Origin of the sequence: Cryobacterium sp. TMT2-17-1 (assembly GCF_004402765.1) — a bacterium.
GTDB classification, from domain to species: domain Bacteria; phylum Actinomycetota; class Actinomycetes; order Actinomycetales; family Microbacteriaceae; genus Cryobacterium; species Cryobacterium sandaracinum.
The window spans coordinates 1-19,006 of the sequence record NZ_SOGC01000028.1 but is presented as its reverse complement, the minus strand read 5'-3'; the positions used below and the strand labels follow the sequence as shown (position 1 = coordinate 19,006).

Sequence of the window (19,006 nt, the reverse complement as noted above, 5' to 3'; positions counted from 1 at the left end):
GCGTGCCCCCAAGCTGCGTCCTTGTAGGCTTCGCCATCGGAACACCGGCCGCAGCATGTATGACCGACCTCCCTCGTGAGGTCGGGGTGGGAGTGCTTAAGACAGCCGTTGTGCTGGCAAGTCCAAGGTCCAGTACGTGTCATCGCAGTCTCCAGCGGGTGCAGCCGGTTGCTTCAAGTAGCCACACTCATTCGAATTGACGTTGCGATGAGGCGTTGGCAGGCAGCTGGCGCCACAGTCAGGCTTTCCCGTTGAGAATCGCGCCTGCAAGACGGTTGCCGACCGAGACGCTGCGGCAGTCCTACCTGTCCGCTGCTGGCAGGCGTCCATCATGGTGTACCCAAATGGACATGCCGAGAGTCCCCGAAAATCGCGTCAATCAGGGTCGGCGTCCGATATCTTTGGACAGAAGCGACGGGGGATCTTAAACATGGCTGGACACAAAGGGCAGGTGGTTGGCTACGTGCGCGTCAGCGCCGTCGACCAGAACGAAGCACGGCAGGTCGAAGCGCTCGGCCCGGTCGACAAGATGTTCGCCGAGAAAGTCTCGGGCAAGAACGCCCACGACCGAGGGCAGCTCCAGGAGATGCTCGCCTATGTGCGTGATGGCGACAAGGTACGGGTGAAGTCACCGGACCGTCTGGCCCGTTCGACGACTGATCTTCTCGCGCTGGTCGAACAACTCAAAGGGAAGGGCGTCACGCTGGAGTTCGTCGACAACCCCGCCTTGAATTCGGACACCCCTCAAGGCGAATTCATGCTCACGGTTCTTGCCGCCATCGCTCAGCTGGAGCGCAAGACCATCCGCGAGCGGCAGGCAGAGGGCATCGCCATCGCTAAGCGGGACGGAAAGTACGAGAAGGCTCCGAAGCTCGCACTAGACCAAATCGCAGAGGCACGCGAGCGGATCGACGCTGGAGTACCGAAAGCGTTGGTGGCCCGCGACCTCGGAATGTCGCGCCAGACGCTCTACGCCGCACTGACCGGCTCAGGAAAATACGCTGCGCTGGCGTAGAATCTAGAGCAGTGTTGCCCACGGACTAGGGCGAGCACCTCTGCCGGAGTCTGGCGGCAACTGCCAGGCACGGAGACGTTCCCAGCCGACGTGCGTTCGAGTGGGCGAGGCTCGAGCGCGGCCCATCTCGCTTTCCGCGCCCGTACACAACTCATGCGCACCGAGATTGGCACTCACCATCGTCTCGTACGGGGAACCCCTGCGAGACACTTCCGCCAGGGGCCTGCTCCGAGTACCTCGTCGATCTCACCACGGTGCAACTATTCCCTCGCATGTATGGTCGTCCATATGACGACCGACACCACGAGCCCCGCTGACGTAGTGCCCGTCAGCGTCAAGACCGAGTATTTGCCCGACGACGCGATCTCCGTTCTAGGCGATCGAGACGCTACGCCAAGCGTCGTACTGAGGGCGATCGTCGGAACCATTATTCAGACTGCGCCAGATGCGCTCATCGTCATTACCGGCGACTTTATTCAGTCGGTACAGGACAACTTCGACGCTCGAGGCGTCAAGGTCACCTACGGGACGAAACGAGGAGCCAACTTTGTGAGCGCGAAGACCATGCGAAACGCAGAGGGCGGGGCGACCATCTATCTTCCCCTCGGATTGGTTTTCGGAAGTGACGACGAGTCGCAGGAACAACTCACCTGGCGCGTGTCTTACGTTCTTGGAATGGCGGCGCATGAAGCCGTGCACGCACTGAATCACAATCAAGCCGAGGATAGCGAGGCGGTCTTCAATGAGATGCAAATCACGACCGCTTCGGAGGTCTACTACGCGACCGAAGCGGGAACAATCGTGGAGGAATATCGAGCCCAGGTCAGCGCGGAACTCGCGTTCCCCTACCCAGGATCCTTCATTGAAAATCTCTGCGATGATGCCGATCATTTTGGAGGCGCAGTTGACGAGGCGAGACGATTCGTCCCGTCCGACGTGCCGGCAGCGGCCGCGATCCAGGGCGCGGCAGGCACCAATCTATGGAAGGCGATGGCACTCGCCGCAGCTGAGTCCAGAGTCCGCGGCGGAGACCTGCCTGTATCAGTGGCGGAGAATACGCTCTGGCGGCTGTACGCCGCGCCGCTTTGGGAGGCATGGGTTGCCGTTCTGGCTCAGCTTCCCCCGGGGAATGAACGGGCCGGCCTGGACCGGTTGACTGCCGTCACACGGCAACTGATGGAGCTGTTGGCCGCGTCAGAACGCCTCGCCGGGGTACAACGCAGCTGGGATGACGGCGGCGGCGCATATATGCATTGGGTGACGCCTGCCGGGAATCCCCGAACCTGAAACTGAGGCTCCTAAATGTCACAAGGAACCCTAAACGAAGCGCTCTCCGAGAGAGCGTGCCGCCGTCTGGCAGCATGTGCCCATGTCTAACTTTGCGTTTTCCGAGTCCAAGCAATTCGTCGGAACTGACCTCGTTGATCTCTATGCAAACGTGGGGTGGTCGGCGTACGCGAACGACCCGGATTCCCTTGTGCGCGCTGTGGAGCAGTCGTCCTACGTCGTGTCCGACAGGGACTCGAGCGGAGGGTTGGTGGGCTTGGCCCGAGCCATCTCCGACGACGTTTCCATTTGTTATCTCCAGGACATTCTTGTGAGCTCCGATCACCAACGATCGGGGATCGGCAGGGTCTTGGTGGAACGAGTCTTGGAGCGGTATGTCCACGTGCGACAGAAGGTGCTCCTCACTGACGACGAGCCAGGCCAGCGCGCTTTCTACGAATCGATCGGATTCATCGAGGGGCACGACTTCGGTCCGACGCCCCTGCGCGCTTTCGTTCAAATCGGGAGCGAATAGCCTCAGCACGTCGTATCTTTACGCGGTCGGGACTTTGCCTCGCCAGCTCATAATGGCAGCATTATCGGCGTCGCTGAGCCCAGCCGATGCGAGGAGCGCTCCTAATTCGAGGCCGGCGAGAGCTGCGCGAAATGCACCTTCTGTCGTCGTGCCGTGTGTCTGACAGAGCTCTTCAATCTTGGGTTCAGCGTTGTTCCGATTCGTTGTCGCCGCCCGCAGATCCGCCAGCCGGACGGTTTCGAGATAGTCGTCGACGATCGCGTCCGGTTCCGCATCAATAGCAGCAAGGAGCAGCATTGCGATGAGTCCCGTTCGGTCTCTTCCGCCCATGCAATGAAAGAGAACCCCTCCCGTTGGCGCGCTGGCGAGGGCAGACAGAACCACGCCACTGCGCTCGGGCATCGCGTCGAGGTGAGGCAGGAAGTAGAATGCCGTTCCGACGAGCCCGTTGCTCCAGAAGTCCTTCCAGAAGTCGGCATTGTCGAGACCGTCCAGATCGACGTTGATAGTGGTCAGCCAGTCGGGTCGCGGCTGGGTGTCTTGCGCCCGTTCTCCTGCCTGGCGGAGGTCGACGATGGTGCGGGTGCCGGCCTCGTGCATCTGATCCCACCCCGTCGGGGTGACCCAGTCGACGTTCTCGGAACGGAAGAAGACGCCCCGGGGAGTCAGCGTTCCATTCTTTCGACGCAGACCACCGAGATCGCGTGCGTTGACCAATCCTTCAACACTCAAAGTTCGGCTTTCAAGGCTCGACTCGTTGACCATCGGCCCAGCATAAGTGCAGTCATTGCTGCTTGTCCGGACGCGTCATGTCAGGAACCCTTCACTCGGCAGGTACGTACCGAAGCCTGTCCGCATTGAAGCGCAGCGTTTGGAATACTCGAAGGATGGTCGACGTCACCCTCACCCTGTCCTCTGGTTTGGCAATTCTCCGGCGCGCTAAGCGAGAAGACTTGTCGGCGGTCATTGGACTGCTCGCCGATGACTCGATCAGCGCCTCCCGAGGTGACACTGGTCGATCGGAGGACCTTCCCGCCTACGAGCGTGCGTTCGCCGCTATCGACGCAGATTCAGCACAGCAACTGCTCGTCGCGACTTCGATTCAGGGCGAGGTGATTGCCACGATGCAGCTCACCGTCATTCCGGGACTCGCTCGAGTCGGGTCCTCCCGTTTGCAGATCGAGGCTGTCCGGGTCCGGTCTGATCAGAGGAGCCGCGGAATTGGTGGGGCAATGATTCGTTGGGCTGTGGACAATGCACCGACATTCGGTGCCCAGATCGTTCAGCTCACCTCTGACGCCGCACGCGTGGATGCACATCGAATCTATGAACGCCTTGGCTTCACGGCGTCGCACGTCGGGTTCAAGTACGCCGTGCAGGGGATGCGCTGATACACGGGTCAAGTCCGAGTCACCAAACCGTTACCGCGTCATGCAGCCATCAGGTGAAACGTCGCTACGTCCACGACATCATGGCCTTCGAGGTCCGGGTAGTGCGTGCGCAACGCTCGGCGCAGAGCGTCCGCGTCGGGGAGGTCTTCTTGGCGGGCGTCGTCGTTAGTCAGGTGATCAAAGCGGCGTGATTCGACGCTCTCGATCTGGGCGGTGAGGCGCCGAATGGTGTCTCCGTCGTCGAACACAAGCACTGCCGGTCCTGCCTGGATGGGATCGTGGTGGCGGATCGTGACTGTCTTCTGACCCGAAGCGATGCTGTCGTAGTAGCGAGGGTTGAAGTAGACGATCCTGGAGCCCGATGCGGGCTCCGGTGCCGAGTAGCTGCGGGGTAGTAGATCGCGTATGGGTTCCGCTGTCACGTCGCCACCGGGGAGGGGCAGGATGACTGCCACATCGGGGTGCAGGTCGAGCAAGACCTGTCGGCACCGACCGCACGGAGCGAGCACACCACGGTCACGGTCACCGACCGCGACGATGGTGACCAGGGGGCCGGCGAGGGCCTGCGCGGCGGCTGCAATGACGACGAGTTCGGCGCATGGCCCACCCGTGAAATGAAAGACATTCACTCCCGTGTGGACATTGCCCTGGGTATCCATGGCCGCCGAGGCGACCGTGTGCGTGTCATTGTCTGGCAGTGATCGCACTATCGCCTCGGCGGCAGCCACGAGACGACGTTCGTTGTTTTCCAGCACGGGCCCAGTCTCGCATCGACACCGGCCCCGACTCGCTCTGCGGACTCAAACGAGTTTCCGAATTGGGAACCTTGACGGACACACATTTGGCCGCCAGGTGCTCGCGTGTTGGCGATCCGTTCGCCAGGCATGCGCCCACATCCCTGCGAGGTGAGTAGGTGTGACACGGGATCTCAAAGGCGCGAAGGTGAAGAACTGTCGCAGTGTCATTCTCTCAAACGGCTCCCGTGGGGTGCCCAAGTGCGCCATCGGTGGTTGAGTGCAGAGCTCATGATTGAGCTTTCGGGAACGGTGAAGTGCCAGCGTTCGATCGGCGGCATTGAACGGGGCCGAGCGGTGTCCGCTGCGCGAAAGCGTTGCAGTGTCGCGCGCGCGGGCTCGCGGCGCCGCCGTTATTCACTGGTTTCTGCGTTGCGCTCGGCGCGGTCCGCCTGCCTGCGCTTGTGCCGCTTCACGCCTTTATAGATCAGCACGCCGCCGACAACGACGACCACCGTCACAGCTACGCCGATGAGCGCCTTTTGACCGTTAGTGAGCCCCTCCTCAGCACCACGCTCGGATGTATCCTCGTCGAGCTTGCCGGCCTTCTCAGCCATGACGCCCGCCCAATACTGCTCGGCCTCGAGTTTGTCCGCCGCTCGCTTTGCTGCCTTCGCAGCTTTCAGGGCGGCGGACTCCTCGGCGATCCTCTCCGGCGTCGCACCGAGCTCGCCAATGACACTTTCGTCCCAGCTGCTCCATGCCCAGTTGCGGTGGGCCCAGCCGCCGTAGCCGTTCCCTTTTTCAACCGCGGCGCCGAACGCCGCGCCCTTGTCCGTGATGCCGTACGCACCCGGTTCGCCGAAGGTAAGCCCATTCTCGAGCAGCAGGCGATTGACCACCTCGGCCGATGCGCCAATCCGGTGACCGATTTCGGATGCCGTAAGCCCCATATGTGCACCCTCCCCAGGCCGCTGTTAGAAATACATCATAGGGGCTGGCCATCTACAGGCGGCGCACTTCGGATCGGTCATCGGACATGCGCTGACGGAAGGCCTGCTTGAGGCGGCTGAGCGAAGCTGACAGCGTTATGTCACGCCTCGCGGGCGGGTATGCGCTGCCAGCCAGGTGGGATAGTACGCGTGTTGCTTCCTGGCGTCCATGCGCGCACCTGGGAGCGAACGAGAGCTCCCGGATTCGAGGCGCTCCACCCCATCTCCTTATAGACGTCCTTTCCGGTATTCTCGACCCAGATCAGCGACTTCTGCTGGGCGCTAAGCCACTCTTGCAGCCAGCCAGTATCGATGAGCAACTCGTTCTGGCCGACATTGACGGAGTGACGGAGAACGGCGATGAGCCGGCCGGTCGCGTTAGTCCACCCGTTGCGCCCGTTCCAGTGGAGGTTACCCGGCGCGGGGCCGAAGAACTCCGGCGCGGGGGCGTCGAAAGAGATCGTCTTGAGGTTCCCAGGCGCGTATTCGCTCTCGCCAAGGAGCTCCCACACCGCCGGTCGCGTCGGGACGCTGAGTGGATCTGTCCACTCATGCTCTGTAACGTGCAGTGTCGCGCCGTGATGATGACCGAAGGGGTACTCGCCGACGTAACCGTCGTGGCTTCCTGGGAGCCGTGACATGTTGAGGCGGTTTATCAGATCGAGTCCCTCGAGCTCATCGAGGGCAACGGGAAGGTCTTGGGTGTCCACCAGATGGGTGTAGAGGTTGGTCCACACCTGATGCGTGCGCTTATTGGTGTCATCTGTGAGGTCCCAGCCGTAGGAGCCGGACAGGACGGTGAAGCTGTGTCCGTCGTTTTCGGCGGAAGTGACGTCGATGGAGGGCAGGTCCGAGTCATCGGCCACCCACTGAGCGTCAGTGCGCCCGGTCATCGCTTCCCAATCGTAAAAGGGCACCCAGGCCCGGGGGCCGTCGCCTGGGAGTTCGAACTCAGTCACCGTAGGGTCGAGCTGTCGAGCGATGGTAGTCGCAGGCCCGGAAATGGCGGGTGGCGGGGCCTCCCATGATCTTCGATTTTTCGGCGCGTGGTCGGACAGGTGCCCGATAAGACGGTTGAGCGCGATCCACTGATACTTCTTGCCGATGCGTTCGATCCACTTCGGCTTCCCGCGTCCGGGCCCGTACTTTCCTAGCACGTAGCGGTCGAAATTGGCGTGCAGGTGGGGCTGGTATCCGAGCCGAATGACCTCCGCCACCACCCATCGAGCGCCAGCTGCGACATCGACACCTGGCCGGCCGCTGAGTTCGTACGTGAGCTTGTAGATGAAGAAATCGTCGGCTGTGGTGGAGTGTACGAGCTTCGGGTAGTCGTTGTTGTCGTATGAGGTGATGTTGTTCTCAGCGGGCCAGTTCAACGGCCACGCGCTGTTGTAGGGAGGCCGGAAGCGGTCGGGCGCCGCTTCGGCGGACAGCGCTCCGCGGTCGTGTGCCGCTTCTAGGATGGAACGGGCGGCGTCGCGGATCGCGACGTTGGGGGTGAGGTCCGACGGGGAAGCGAAGAAAGTGGTCCAGACGATGCTGGCGGCAGCAGCCCAGTCCGGCACACTTCCCCTTGCTAGGAGCGCCGAGTAGGCGACTTCTAGCGCGCGTTCGACGACCCATTCGTCGTCGACACTGCAGAACCGTTCAATCATGGTTGCCGCCAGGCCAGGTTGACGAGCGAGGAGGCGGGCGGCGGCGATCGTGGCCGGTTCGCGAACGCGACGATCCGTGGCAGACGTCGTCCACAGCAGTGCGGTGACCCACAGTCGGGTTGTTTCCTCGCTAACTTGGTCGAGCGGCTTCTCACTTCCCCACCGGATCAGCCGGTCGACCGCTCCGCTCGTGTCGTGACTGGTGTGCAGCCATCCTGCGAGGAATTGATCTCGGGTCGCCATGCTGAGCCCGCTGAAGAACCTGTGAAGAAAGTCGGCGTTGAGTGGGTGGCCGGGTCGAGCTGCGAGCCTGAACAGCATCGTGAGCGCCGCGTCGAAAGTGTCCCGGTGGTGAAGAGCGTCGATGATGACCGAGCCCGTATCCGAGGTCATGGAAGATCCGGGTCGCCACCCAGCGCCGGCGATGACGGCAGCGTCGCGGGCGACCGAGTCGTTGATCTCGGGAGTGAAGGCGGTCAGCTCGATGCCGAAGCGTTCGGCGACGACGACCGAGGTGGCTTCGAGGATTCCGAGGTCGACGGTCGCGCCCAGCCCGATGAGCTTACCGAGGCGACCGGCGAGCTGAGCGCGGACGTCTTCCGCATTATTCGCGGCGGCTAGTGCGTCGGAGACGATGAGATGATGGCCGATGCGTTCGAAGCTGATCGCGATGATGTCGGTGCCGTAGGGGCTGCCGCCCGGCAATGCGTCTTCTTCGACGAGACCTTGCGCGATGAGACCATCGAGCAACGACTTCTCGGCGCTGATGTCCGACCAGATCGGGTTCAGAATGGCCTGCGCGACGGAGCGGGTGAGCGCCTTCCCGCCCTGATCGGCGATAGCGCCAGCGAGGGCGTGCATTGCGCGGTGGACAACGTGATCGGACGGGGACGCATCGATGCGGTCGCTGACGACCGAGTTCGCGGTGTCGAGGACCATTTTGGTGAGCTCGCCCAAGCCCATGTTGGCCTGGTCAAGCGATAGGCGGCCATCGGACTGCAGGGCTTCGCAGACCAAGCGGAGATACAGCGGGTTGTCGAACTCGCCGTGGATAGGCGGCGAGGTCGGAGGCTCGAGTTCGTAGAACGCGGCGTACTCGCTGACCGCTTCGAATTCGACACCCTCGAACCCGGTGTGATCGAACTTGGCAATGGTCGCGCCGGGCGGGAGGACCTGATTGACGTAGTGCGTTCGGGCGGTCAATAGCAGCCGCACGTGCGGGTATCTTGTGACGACGGCGACGAGGCGGTCGAGATTGTCACGCCATACCGACCGGGGACGGGTGTCGTTGAGGGCGTCGATGACGATGAGTGCAGGAGCGCCCGCGGCAAGGGCACTCTGATTCAGAAGGGCGATGGTCTCGTCACTGGTCAGGTCGGACGGCATCTGAAGGACGTCGCGGAGGTTGGCGAGCGGGTCGTGATCGTTGAACCAGCGGCCGTGCAGCACGACGCTGGGCCGACCTTTCCGAAGACGTTGGACAGCGGCGTCGATGGCGAGATAGGTCTTGCCTATGCCTGCTGGTCCGGTCATCAGCGCGACCTGAGTGCTGGCGAGCATTCCGACGGGGCTGATGAGGAGCTCGATGGCGTCTGAAATCTTCTCGTCCAGTTCACGGAGAGCGTCGACGGCCGCGGCCGGGAATTGGACCATGTATTCGCTTTGGAATTGCCTCCAGCCTTGGCTGTCCCAGTTCTCATGCTTTGCGTTCATCTGGTCGACTTCGAGCGCCGCCTGCTCTCTGACCACAGCTGAGGCTGCCTCCAGCGCCTCGCCGAGGTTGTGGAACTTAACGCTGGCGCGGGCGCTTTCCCAAGCGTTGAGGGCGTCGATGACGGCGTCAGTCGCGTTACGGGCGGCATCCAGATTGGCCGCCAGCGCTTTCGCATGGTTCAGGCGCCGTGTCGCCTCAGTGATCTCGTCCGCCTGGCCTCGGACGACCTGCCACCACTCATCGTCCGAGCAGAGCGCGGCGATGCTACGAGCGGCAGGAACGTCAACGTTTAGCTCCGGGGTGTATCGAGGTCTGGCAGCCTCTATCGCCTCCTGCAATCGGTCGTTCCACCACTGAGGGGAGAGCACATCGGCGTCGAACCAGTACCGCCTTTGCGCGCCGGAAGCGTCCAGCCGGGTCAGACGGGTGGCCGTATTCGTTGCCCATTCAAGCTCAAAAGTGACGTTCATGCCGCGCTCGGCCGCCATCGTTTGCCAGCCTTGTTGCCACCCACCGGGGTCGTTAATCTTTTCCAGCAGAGACTTCCCGTTGCCGCCGGTGGGCCCGGTGGGATCGGTAGGAATCACGATGGTGTATTCAGTGAGATTCGAGTGCTGAGCGAGGGCGGCTTTGACGGAATTGTCGAGCTGCGACTTATCGACCGCGGCGTGGGTGGTCCAGTACTTCGCCTGCCAACCGTGCTCGGCGCCGTCAGGAAGGGTCCAGTAGCACTCAACGCCTCCATCGCCTCCGGCTCCGTGCAGGGAAACAAATCTTGCTCCAGCAGCTGGGGATTCTTGCGCGACCTGCTCGCAGATGAATTGTTCGTATCCGTCGCGCTGGCCGCCGGCGCCGACTGACCGGATGCGGTTGAAGTCGATGTCCGGAATGTTCACTTGAGCCCCTTGCTATGCTGACCTGCCGATTTCAACTGCAACCCCTATTTTCGTCGTCTCGCGGCAGCACACGCCGGAATCGATCGATTTCCGCTCCTCCCGTCGAACTGTTCCGCGCGGATCTGGTGCTCTGCGAGATAGTTCGATCACTACCGACCAATTCTCCCGCGAGAATCCCGCACGGGGATCCATTCGCGCACGATGGGTGCCGAGTCCGTGGGGGCGACGCTGTACGAGGGCTTCCAATCCGCCGCATTGAAGTTGGAAGCGTCGAAGAGGCTCAGCAACTCGTCTGTTGTGTTGGGGACTACGTATCTGCCGCACATGCAGTTGAAACTAGCTCTCCCCCGGCCTCGTCAGCAACGGGATCGTCCCGTCATCTTCTGAGCGCCATCAGGGAGAGGGTCGTCAAGCGAGGCGAACTATGCGGCACTCTGGGCAGCACCAGTAGGGGCCCTCATCGGCGCCCTCGATCACCATGGGCACCAGGCATCGTTCGCAGTTCGGCACGCCCAGGTCGTCGTCCATGTCGGCCACACTACGCGCGTACCCGAGCTTGGCCTCGAGATCCGCCAACAGTGCTCGGCACCCGGCCGCAGCCGCTTCCGCGGCCATCGTGACGGGCCATTTCGTGATTCGTTTTCCGTATTTCGTTCACGTATTGCGTTATAAGCGATACGATATTGCCATGAGCACTCCCGAAGTCACAGACGTGCGCACCTGCAGTTTCCCCGGCTGCGACGAGCCCGTGGACGCCGCGCCTGGCGTTGGTCGGCCTCCCGCCTATTGCACCGACCGCGCCCACAACCGGGCCGCCGCATGGCGAGCACGCCGCGCTGAACCCGGTCGGGTCGAGCGCACGGTCGAGGACGAGAAGTTCCCCATCGATGCCGCCCGTCAGCGCGCCAGCTTGCGGACGGCCCAGGTCACTGACATGGTCGAGCACCTGCAGCAGCAGCTCGTACTCCTCGTCGATGACCTGCAGACGATCGCGGATCCCGACGCCGCCGAAGCACAGATCGAAGCCGTCACCTCTGACGCGGCCGAGCAGGTCGCCACGGCGGCCGCCCGTGCCAACCGGGCCGAGACCGCTACCCGCAAGGCCGAGGCCGAGCGCTCCGAAGCCGACGCGGCAGCCGAGGAATCAGCTGCCTTGGTCGACGAGCTCCGCACGACCCTGGCCGCGCTCGAGCAGCGTGCCGCCACCCTCGAGAGCGACCTGGTCACTGCGGTCGAGGACAACGTACGGGCGACCGCCGAGATCACCGCCCTCACAGACACGGTGGCCGCTCTGACCATCGAGAACGCGGCCGCGACCGCACAGCTCACCGAAGCCCGGGAGCTCGCCACTGCGGCCACAACGGCCAAGGACGAGGCCCTGGCAGCCGCGCGCGACGCGATCGCGCAGGCCGCCGCCGCGATCGGACGCGCCGAGCGGGCCGAGACGGATGCTGCGAGCACCCGGGACCTGCTCGATCAGGCCCGGACGGAGCGCGAGAGCGCCCGGGCGGAAGCGCTCGTGCTGACCGGGCACCTGGCCACGGTCAGCAGCGAACGCGACAGTGCCACGGCCGAGGCAGCGAGGGAGCGTTCCTACGCCGAGCAGCGCGTCACTGACGTGCTCGCTGCCTACGAGCAGCAGATGGCCCTGCTGCGCGCTGAGTTGGAGCAGTTGCGCACAGGTGTGGGCGAGTAACGCACCAGCGCACCAGCGCAGAAGCACAGGCGCCACACCCCACATGGTGGACCGCGACCCCAATCCCACACGCAGCCCCTCTACAAAGCTCTTTGGGCAACTGCCATCCAGCGCGTCCGCACTGCCGCGATCTCGTTCGGTGGGCATCTCCCCTAGGGCTTCCCCTTACTGGGTGAGTCGTTGGCGGCCTGTCACGCATCGAGGTGACGGCTCAGCCACGCGAGTAGTCGCGTTCCCTGCTCAATGAACTGGGCGTTACTCATCGGTACGGGCATGGCTCTGAGCCCACCGAGAACGGCGGTCGCGGCCGGGATGAGTGCGATCCACCAGCGTGCTACCACGAGCACAGTCTGCGCATGGATTAGCGGGTGAGCTCCAGTCTGATTGCAGATCCAAGCATGTCCATCACGTCGTTTACTTGGTGACCGAACGCCGCCATTTTCCGGAATGAATGGTCTTCAAGTTCCTCGCCGCGAAGCTCTTCAAATTCCTTGGGCAGAAAGGTGTGTGCCGAGCAGGCGGCGGTGAACCTAGAAACTCCATCGCGAAGGTCGTCGCTTAGAACGCGACTCACCAAGCGATTGACGTTCACTCCATTGGAGTGCATCTCGTCGGACCAGTCGTTTGGCAGTTGGGTGTAATTCGACTCCCGCGCTTGCATGTGATCGAAGTGCATCGCCCGCCCCGTCAGTCGCGCCTCTAGCTGCACTGCATCCTGGAGCTCCAGCAGCGTATCCAGCTGAAACCGGTTCTTCCGCTCATTGGATGCCGCTGACTGCTCGCGGTCAGCTCTCGCCCTATCCTGCTCGGCTTGTCTCCGATCACGGCGACTTTCGTTGCGCCCTGCCAAGAAGTAGCCCCCGAGGGAGGCCATCAGTGTCGTTGCTGCAAGCAGCACTTGATTTCCAAAGGTTATGTCCACGTAGCACCCCAAGTCACGGCCATCAAACCCTTCCGCGCATGCTCAGCCAGACGCGACTTACCGCTCTTGATCGGAGAGGTCCTCGTGTTGGTCACGCTACCGTCTAATTCGATCGCCGGAAGACTGATGCGCTCGAGCACGGACTTCGTCGTCTGAATTCGTGACCAGGTGATCAGCGGTGCGAATGCCTGGCGGTCAGGATCGGCCCGCCTCTGGCAACCCCGGGCTCGGAATGGGTACGTCCAGCACGGCTTGGGCGGTGAAGGCACACGAACCGGTCGCTGGAGCAGGTCGATGCGGTCCGCGTAGTCCCAAGCCCATTGCAACCACTTGAGCGTTGATGTGCGCTTGTCGTCGTCTACGTCGGCAAGGGCTCTCTGCTCCACCTCCCCTGCACAGTCGCGGATGGCGGCGACCTCGCGCCACTTGGCCTTCAAAGAACTCGGAGTCACCCCCGCCTCGGAACTCGTCAACCTGCCGGGCGGCAGCGAGGTCCTCGTCGCCGGGGTCCGCCGCGCCACCCACACTCCCCCGATGCGAAGCGGCAAACGCGTCGTCTTCCTCTCCCTCGACGATGGCAGCGGGCCGGTCTCCAATGTGGTGTTCTTCCACGACGCGCAGGCTGCGATCGGGGCCCGTGTTCCGCACCCACTACGTCCTGATCCGCGGCCGCACCCGACGCACCGGCGCCCGCGGAGTGTCGGTGACCGGCGAGCAAATGTGGGACCTGCTGGACGTGGCAGGGAAAGTCCGGGCACGCCAGGCCGTGGAGCGGGAACAGGAACGGGTTGTAGTCGAGGTGGAGGCCGCGGACAACGTCATTCAGATGTGGAGGCGGAGGGCGTGAGTTGCTCGTTCACAATCCCCCACGTACTTCTCAGGCGATGGATGTGTTTGACGATCCGCGCCAACGCCGATCAGTACCCAGGTGAGCGGTCGCCTGAGGTGGTTGTTCGACCGAAGGAGGTGCAGCCGGCTGAGCGGCGGCAGGTGAGCTATTTTGGCTGGTGAGGCTGGTCGCATCAGAAAGACGGGAGACCAGCGTCGCCTCGGGTTCCTCTCACGACCACACCCAGCCAAGGCGTCGTCGGAGTTGCCGTCGGGCCACGGTGGGTGGCGACTTGAGGCCGGACTGATCCATACCGATGGGCATCGCGCAGAAGAGCCCCGCGAGGCGAAGCAACAGAGCTGATTGGTATTCAGAGAAACTCAGCGTGAATCCGTGAGCAGAAAGGTTACGGAGGTTCATACCAGGCGACAGGAGTGTCACTCGGAGTGCTCGATCCCAGTCGGGGTCCAGATCCCGTTTTGCGAGTGCGTCGACGTAGAAATCCATCGCAGGAAACCGGCCCGGGGATTCGCCACGCTGAGTTCGATAAAGGGGTTCGTCGAGCCTGAGGAGTAGTTCACGCGCAGCTCTTTCAATAAGTGGAATGGACAGGCGGGCCGAATCGGAAAACTTACCAGCCCAATGAAGCGCAACCGCCTCCTCGAAATGCTTGGCAAGCGGCGGATCAGCCGAGAAACTGTCCACCATCCAGTTCGCAATTCGATCAGCCCGCGGTGGGGAAAAACGGTCGCGAATATGCGCCAGTTCGAGCGCGAGAAGGATCGAAGAGATGTTGAGCGCGATTGTCTCAGTCCTAACAATCTCTTCCATCATGAAATCGGCGTTAGTGCGCTCCGGAAGACCATGCGAACCGTAGACCGTCCGAGTGACAAGTGCTCTTATAGAGCCCGAAGCGGCACGCTCGGCCGTCCTGACGTTCGCCTCATGATCTCCCGCCGGAGAACTTCCGGCGAGGAATACCATCAGCCCGTGTTCCCAGTTTCGTGCACGACAGTATCTCCGAAGATGTGCCCGAAAAAAATTCTTGGACATCGGCAGATTGAACCCCGCGGTCTTCCATCCCATCGAGTCATGGTCCACGGTCTGCATGATCAACACTGCAGCATCCTTCAGCTCGGGCAGACCGTAAGACTTTGCGAGGTCGGCTGCTGTTTGCGCGTATTGCATCTTCACCATCCCCCGCTCAGCAGAGTCGGCGAACGCCAAGTATTGCTTCACGTGCCAGCGCCTGCTGATTTCCAGCTCCGTGGCGTTCTCTGCGAGCCGCGCGATTGTCTTAGCAAGCTCGTCAACGAGGCTCATTGGCGAATCTCCGAGTGCAAAGAGCTGACTGCGTACCGACTCACGCTCGCCGGCTGCGAACACTCCATCCCGTGGGGGAACCGAAAGCGCGGCCAGGAGACTCAGCGCTGGGCCGATCGTCGCTATGTCGTTGCCGAAAGTCTCGCTCCAACGGTGCATTGCCACGCGCACGGGACCTTCATCCGCCATTCCACGAGAGCGAGCAATATTGTTAGCTCGCCCAAGTGAAAGCGCGGCCTGGTGAGCGGAAAAATCGCCAAACTCGACAGCCTTCAAGTACAGGCCGATCGTCGAGGCCGCGTGCTCAGGGGTCGTCTTCACCCGGGCGGTGAGGAGGACATCGGCAAGGTGAGCACAGATGCCTGGGTTCTCCAGGGTTGAACTCACCTCGGACCACAGAGTCCATGCGCTTGCCGGAGTTCCCGACATAGGCCGGGTGGCAGTGAAGGAAAGGCGAGATTCGACGAGTTCAACCTCACCAGCACTTTCGAATTTCTCTTGGAGCTCGTACGCAAAGATGAAGTCGACCTCCACCCGCAGCTCCTCATTCAAGTGTTTGTATTCCTCGTCGAGCCAGAGACGTTCCCAAACTTTCATAAGGTCATCCCCGGCGTCCGCAACTCTGTCGATGAGCGCGGCGACGACTTGGACATGGGACGGGGCGAACTCGTAGTCCACGAAGCCTCTTCTCGACCGCTGCGAAGCGGGGTGCGGGCGACGAGCGTTGGGCCGTCGCGTATCTAAACGCAATTTACCTTCTCATGCCGTTTGAATCGTTGGGAGCGGCAGGCAGGAGTTCAGAATCCGGATCGCACGGCGGGCACTGGCGAGGCCCCCGGGAATGGACACTTTCTCGACCCACGCGTGCAGCCATCCACCAGTGCGCGCTGGTTTGCCGTTCGGAGCCGCGCAACTTGACGGGCCTTGAAACAACGCGCGCGGCAACGGTGGCGAAGCTGTTCCGGATACCGTCAAACGCCCGATCTCGTCGCCAAGGCCGTACCGTCCAACCTGCAGCCTTCGTACCTGGCCGACAACAGCATTCACCTCGCGGCCCGAGGGTCCGTCACTGACAGGGCGGCTGGCACAATTCCGTGCTCCGGTTCGTGTGCCGCCGCCGCTGAGTCACCTTCGCTTACCGGACCCCTTCGCTCGCCCGCAGGGCGCCTGCCAGGCGTCGTGCGTACGGCTTGCACTCCTGCAGATTCACTTGGAACCTAGGCACCAAACCTTGATCAGTGTCGTCGCTGATGTAAACCATGTTCAGGCCGTCGTGCTCAGTGAGCCACATTCCGTCTTTCGGATGAGCGCTCGAGACGTCAAGGCATAAGGGCCGAACCTTGATCCCGTGGGGCGCCAGTTGACCGAAGAGATTGGCATCCATGAGCATCGGTGGATCGTCGCATGTCACGACCATGTGACCGGTGTCCCTGCCTCCATGTAGATGATCTTCGATCTCGATGGGGCCAGCCTCCACTACTCGCTCAGTCGCTCGCCGACCCATAACGATTTGGGTCCTTGATGCAGCGTGAGTCGCGAGCAGTGAAACAGGCCGTGCCGTGAGCTCGTATCCGAGCAACCTCCCGGTCTCTTGAAGGAGGGCCGCAGCACCAGCGCAGTCCTGGATCGTCCCATACAACTGCCCGATCTCCTCCACCGCGCGGCGGAGAAGGTCGATAGGGACTCGAGACTCGGTGATGGCGCTCACAGCGCGCTCCAGACTGCGTTCGCGCTTGTTCCGGCTGGCTTTGCCCAATTCGTTCCTATTCTGTAACTGCGGAGTCGAGCGCAGTGGGGGCGGTATGGTTCAGCGCTTGCAGGAGCTTCAAATCGAGCTGCTCCGGTGTCCAGGGATTCTCGGAACGCAGCAAGTTTCCCAGAAGCAGACGAAGCAGTAGTGCGGCGATGTCCTGAGCTGGGTACGGCACCTCTTCGATCCTGATCATGCTGGTCTTTCGGACTCGCCCGTGCACGATCTTCGACCGATGCTCATAGACCTTCTTGACCAGTCCATAGACGATCTGCGGCGGGTAGTCCGCCGTTAATGCCGCGGCAGCGCGTTGCGCCATCCGGTGCGTCATTTCCTCGCGATCATTATTGCTGAGCAGTAAGGCCTCCATGCCAATCGTGGCGTCGAGTGTCTTGTCCTCGTCGTCATCTCGCAGGACAGCGCGCATGGCTCTTCGCGCAGCTAGCTGCACGTTTGCAGGAGAACTCTCCAAAGCCGTGAACATCACAGGAATTTCGTCCAAGAGCGCCTGACTGACAGCGACCTTGTCTTCGTTCCATCCACCCGCGTCAAACTCGTCTGGGTAGCGGTGGTATTTCGCGATCTTCCAAATCGCCGGCAGATCGTGCTCCCACTCGTCGGCCCAGTCCACGGGCCTCACATAGGCCTGCGCGTACCCTGTGTCTCGTGCTGTCGCAATATGCAGACACTGAATCACCCGGTCTACCCTGTTTAGGTCGATCTCGTTGCGTCTGAAACGCCTGTCGAAGTAGTCCCGATTATCGAACTTGACGTTCCTGACTACTACTGCGTGCGTCGCCGCCGCGACGACGAGTGCAGATACGCGGTCTCCCGAAAGGATCGGCTCAGCACGTGCTCGTTGCATATCAGCGTCGATTGGCTCGATCCAGATGTCCTCCGTGATCTGAAATGTTTCGTTGGTTTCCAGAGCGGTTAGAGCAATAGGCACGATCAGGTCGCCAATTAGTTCGTCAGCGAATCGCGCCCTTTCTAGAGCGAGGTAGACCGATAGTAGGTCCTCGTCCGACTCAGCGCCCGTTGCTTCGGCCCGGGCTATGAGGTGCATCACAAATCGCACGTATTCGAATTTGACCTGCTCTATGCGTTTGACCGAGTCTTGCTCACCGCTCGCCAACAAGCTGATGCTCTGCTCGAATTTCACGTCGGACATCGCTATTTCGCTAACGACATTGCAGGCACTGATCAACTCGGGCACCTCGTCCAAAGCGATCTGGGCAAACGTCCCAACGCTGACACCAAACATGTAGCCCCAGTTGACCGGTGCCGACTTCGAAATCCCGATGTGCTCTCGGCGCGTGGCAGTCGACCAGCCGTGACTATTTGTCTCTGACGTGATTACGTCCCTGCGAGGTACATACTTTCCAGTCTTTAGATATTGGTGTGCTCGTGCCCGCGCAGCGTGCACAGCGGGCAGAGTCACCGACCAAAGGTCGGTTCTAAGAGGGGCGGTCACACGCTCATTCTCATCCACTTGATACCGGTTGCTGAACAGCGCTGGATTCGTCTCTCGTGCACAAGGCCCAGATCAAAGTCGCTATCCGCGAATTCCTCGATGCAGCGGTCCGAGCCCATGCCCGAGGGCGCGCCGTCAGGGAGAGGGTCGTCAAGCGAGTCGAACGATGCGGCACTCCGGGCAGCACCAGTAGGGGCCTTCATCTGTGCCCTCAATCGCCATGGGAACCAAGCAGCGTTCGCAGTTCGGCACACCCAGGTCGTCGTCCATGTCGGACACACTACGCGTGCACCAGCGCTTGGCCTCGAGATCCGCCAGCAGGGCGCGGCACTCGGTGGCCGCCGCGTCCGCGTTCGAGTGAACTAAGGGTACCCCCATCTCCCCGAAGGGCGATGAGGGTGCTATCCGTTCCATACCCAACCGCCCGAGGGTGCAACGGGTTGCTCCAGAGGATTTGGATCGGACACCATCGTGTTCAAACTCACGCTCGCTCACGACAGTGGCTGAGATTCAGGTATGAGCGCCGCCCGCCGACTCGTCACCGACAAGCCGGAGCATTGGGCGTTGGTCGACTTCACCCAGTAGATCACGCACCTGAGCAGGACCTATCTTGAGGATTTCGGCGAGAGCTGACACACCCGCGCCGGTGTCTGCGGCGAGCTCAGCGGCCTTGTTCAGTAGCGTAGGCACCTATAGACGGAGGCATGTTAACGCCGACTGAAAACAGGGCCACTTCTGCCAGGCGAGTTCTAGGGCGAATTCCAGCGGTCGTCGCAACACTGGTTGGTTAGCTGGATTCTAGTTCGTCGACGAG

13 protein-coding genes and 1 pseudogene are annotated in these 19,006 nt (G+C 61.9%); 6 read left to right on the top strand and 8 right to left on the bottom strand.

Annotation, left to right across the window (positions count from 1 at the left end; all coding sequences use genetic code 11):
* Positions 1–430: 430 nt before the first annotated feature.
* The 3 genes from E3O47_RS07530 (at position 431) to E3O47_RS07520 (ending at position 2,816) form a co-directional block, all read left to right on the top strand.
* The gene (locus tag E3O47_RS07530; protein WP_134420049.1) at positions 431–1,015 is read left to right on the top strand and encodes a recombinase family protein; all 585 of its coding nucleotides are present in this window, start codon (positions 431–433) and stop codon (positions 1,013–1,015) included.
* A 288-nt stretch (positions 1,016–1,303) separates the two neighbouring features.
* On the top strand, positions 1,304–2,302 hold the full coding sequence (locus E3O47_RS07525; protein WP_134420047.1) for a hypothetical protein: 999 nt from the start codon (positions 1,304–1,306) through the stop codon (positions 2,300–2,302).
* 82 nt (positions 2,303–2,384) lie between these two features.
* Positions 2,385–2,816 (top strand): GNAT family N-acetyltransferase, encoded by a 432-nt coding sequence (locus E3O47_RS07520; protein ID WP_134420045.1) that lies wholly within the window; start codon positions 2,385–2,387, stop codon positions 2,814–2,816.
* Positions 2,817–2,834: 18 nt separating this feature from the next.
* Here E3O47_RS07520 and E3O47_RS07515 read toward each other — a convergent pair whose 3' ends face one another.
* Positions 2,835–3,581 carry a tyrosine-protein phosphatase gene (locus tag E3O47_RS07515; protein ID WP_134420043.1) on the bottom strand — a complete coding sequence of 249 codons (747 nt, stop codon included), beginning with the start codon at positions 3,579–3,581 and terminating at the stop codon, positions 2,835–2,837.
* A gap of 122 nt (positions 3,582–3,703) precedes the next feature.
* On the opposite strand from E3O47_RS07515, the gene E3O47_RS07510 reads away from it, so the two are divergent.
* Positions 3,704–4,207, top strand: a complete 504-nt coding sequence (locus E3O47_RS07510; RefSeq protein WP_134420041.1) for a GNAT family N-acetyltransferase — start codon at positions 3,704–3,706, stop codon at positions 4,205–4,207.
* Between the two features lie 38 nt (positions 4,208–4,245).
* Here the strand turns inward: E3O47_RS07510 and E3O47_RS07505 are convergent, their stop codons facing one another.
* From E3O47_RS07505 to E3O47_RS07495, 3 genes are all read right to left on the bottom strand, one after another.
* Positions 4,246–4,962, bottom strand: coding sequence for an ASCH domain-containing protein (locus E3O47_RS07505; RefSeq protein WP_134420039.1), 717 nt, complete (start codon positions 4,960–4,962; stop codon positions 4,246–4,248).
* A 392-nt stretch (positions 4,963–5,354) separates the two neighbouring features.
* On the bottom strand, positions 5,355–5,894 hold the full coding sequence (locus tag E3O47_RS07500) for a hypothetical protein (RefSeq protein ID WP_134420036.1): 540 nt from the start codon (positions 5,892–5,894) through the stop codon (positions 5,355–5,357).
* Positions 5,895–6,034: 140 nt separating this feature from the next.
* Entirely contained in the window at positions 6,035–10,198 is a 4,164-nt protein-coding gene (locus E3O47_RS07495) for an ATP-binding protein (RefSeq protein ID WP_134420034.1), read from the bottom strand.
* Between the two features lie 688 nt (positions 10,199–10,886).
* Here E3O47_RS07495 and E3O47_RS07490 point away from each other — a divergent pair.
* Entirely contained in the window at positions 10,887–11,894 is a 1,008-nt protein-coding gene (locus tag E3O47_RS07490; protein WP_134420032.1) for a hypothetical protein, read from the top strand.
* A gap of 191 nt (positions 11,895–12,085) precedes the next feature.
* On the opposite strand, the gene E3O47_RS15940 is transcribed toward E3O47_RS07490, so the two are convergent.
* Both E3O47_RS15940 and E3O47_RS07485 read right to left on the bottom strand, forming a co-directional pair.
* Positions 12,086–12,235, bottom strand: a complete 150-nt coding sequence (locus E3O47_RS15940; RefSeq protein WP_166785005.1) for a hypothetical protein — start codon at positions 12,233–12,235, stop codon at positions 12,086–12,088.
* 20 nt (positions 12,236–12,255) lie between these two features.
* Positions 12,256–12,816: a hypothetical protein gene (locus E3O47_RS07485; protein WP_134420030.1), complete on the bottom strand. Its 561-nt coding sequence runs from the start codon at positions 12,814–12,816 to the stop codon at positions 12,256–12,258.
* A 438-nt stretch (positions 12,817–13,254) separates the two neighbouring features.
* Between E3O47_RS07485 and E3O47_RS16520 the strand changes: the two are divergent.
* Positions 13,255–13,663 (top strand): annotated as a pseudogene (locus E3O47_RS16520) (hypothetical protein); the annotation flags it as partial.
* A 213-nt stretch (positions 13,664–13,876) separates the two neighbouring features.
* Here the strand turns inward: E3O47_RS16520 and E3O47_RS07475 are convergent.
* Positions 13,877–15,646, bottom strand: coding sequence for a hypothetical protein (locus E3O47_RS07475; RefSeq protein WP_134420026.1), 1,770 nt, complete (start codon positions 15,644–15,646; stop codon positions 13,877–13,879).
* A gap of 1,085 nt (positions 15,647–16,731) precedes the next feature.
* Entirely contained in the window at positions 16,732–17,982 is a 1,251-nt protein-coding gene (locus E3O47_RS07470; RefSeq protein WP_134420024.1) for a HEPN domain-containing protein, read from the bottom strand.
* Positions 17,983–19,006 lie beyond the last annotated feature (1,024 nt).

Bases quoted from the DNA above. Each gene is read 5' to 3' on its own strand.
- E3O47_RS07490 (WP_134420032.1), top strand. From the start codon at position 10,887: ATGAGCACTCCCGAAGTCACAGACGTGCGCACCTGCAGTTTCCCCGGC.
- E3O47_RS07510 (WP_134420041.1), top strand. From the start codon at position 3,704: ATGGTCGACGTCACCCTCACCCTGTCCTCTGGTTTGGCAATTCTCCGG.
- E3O47_RS07470 (WP_134420024.1), bottom strand. From the start codon at position 17,982: ATGTTTGGTGTCAGCGTTGGGACGTTTGCCCAGATCGCTTTGGACGAG.
- E3O47_RS07525 (WP_134420047.1), top strand. From the start codon at position 1,304: ATGACGACCGACACCACGAGCCCCGCTGACGTAGTGCCCGTCAGCGTC.
- E3O47_RS07500 (WP_134420036.1), bottom strand. From the start codon at position 5,894: ATGGGGCTTACGGCATCCGAAATCGGTCACCGGATTGGCGCATCGGCC.
- E3O47_RS07515 (WP_134420043.1), bottom strand. From the start codon at position 3,581: ATGGTCAACGAGTCGAGCCTTGAAAGCCGAACTTTGAGTGTTGAAGGA.
- E3O47_RS07530 (WP_134420049.1), top strand. From the start codon at position 431: ATGGCTGGACACAAAGGGCAGGTGGTTGGCTACGTGCGCGTCAGCGCC.
- E3O47_RS07520 (WP_134420045.1), top strand. From the start codon at position 2,385: ATGTCTAACTTTGCGTTTTCCGAGTCCAAGCAATTCGTCGGAACTGAC.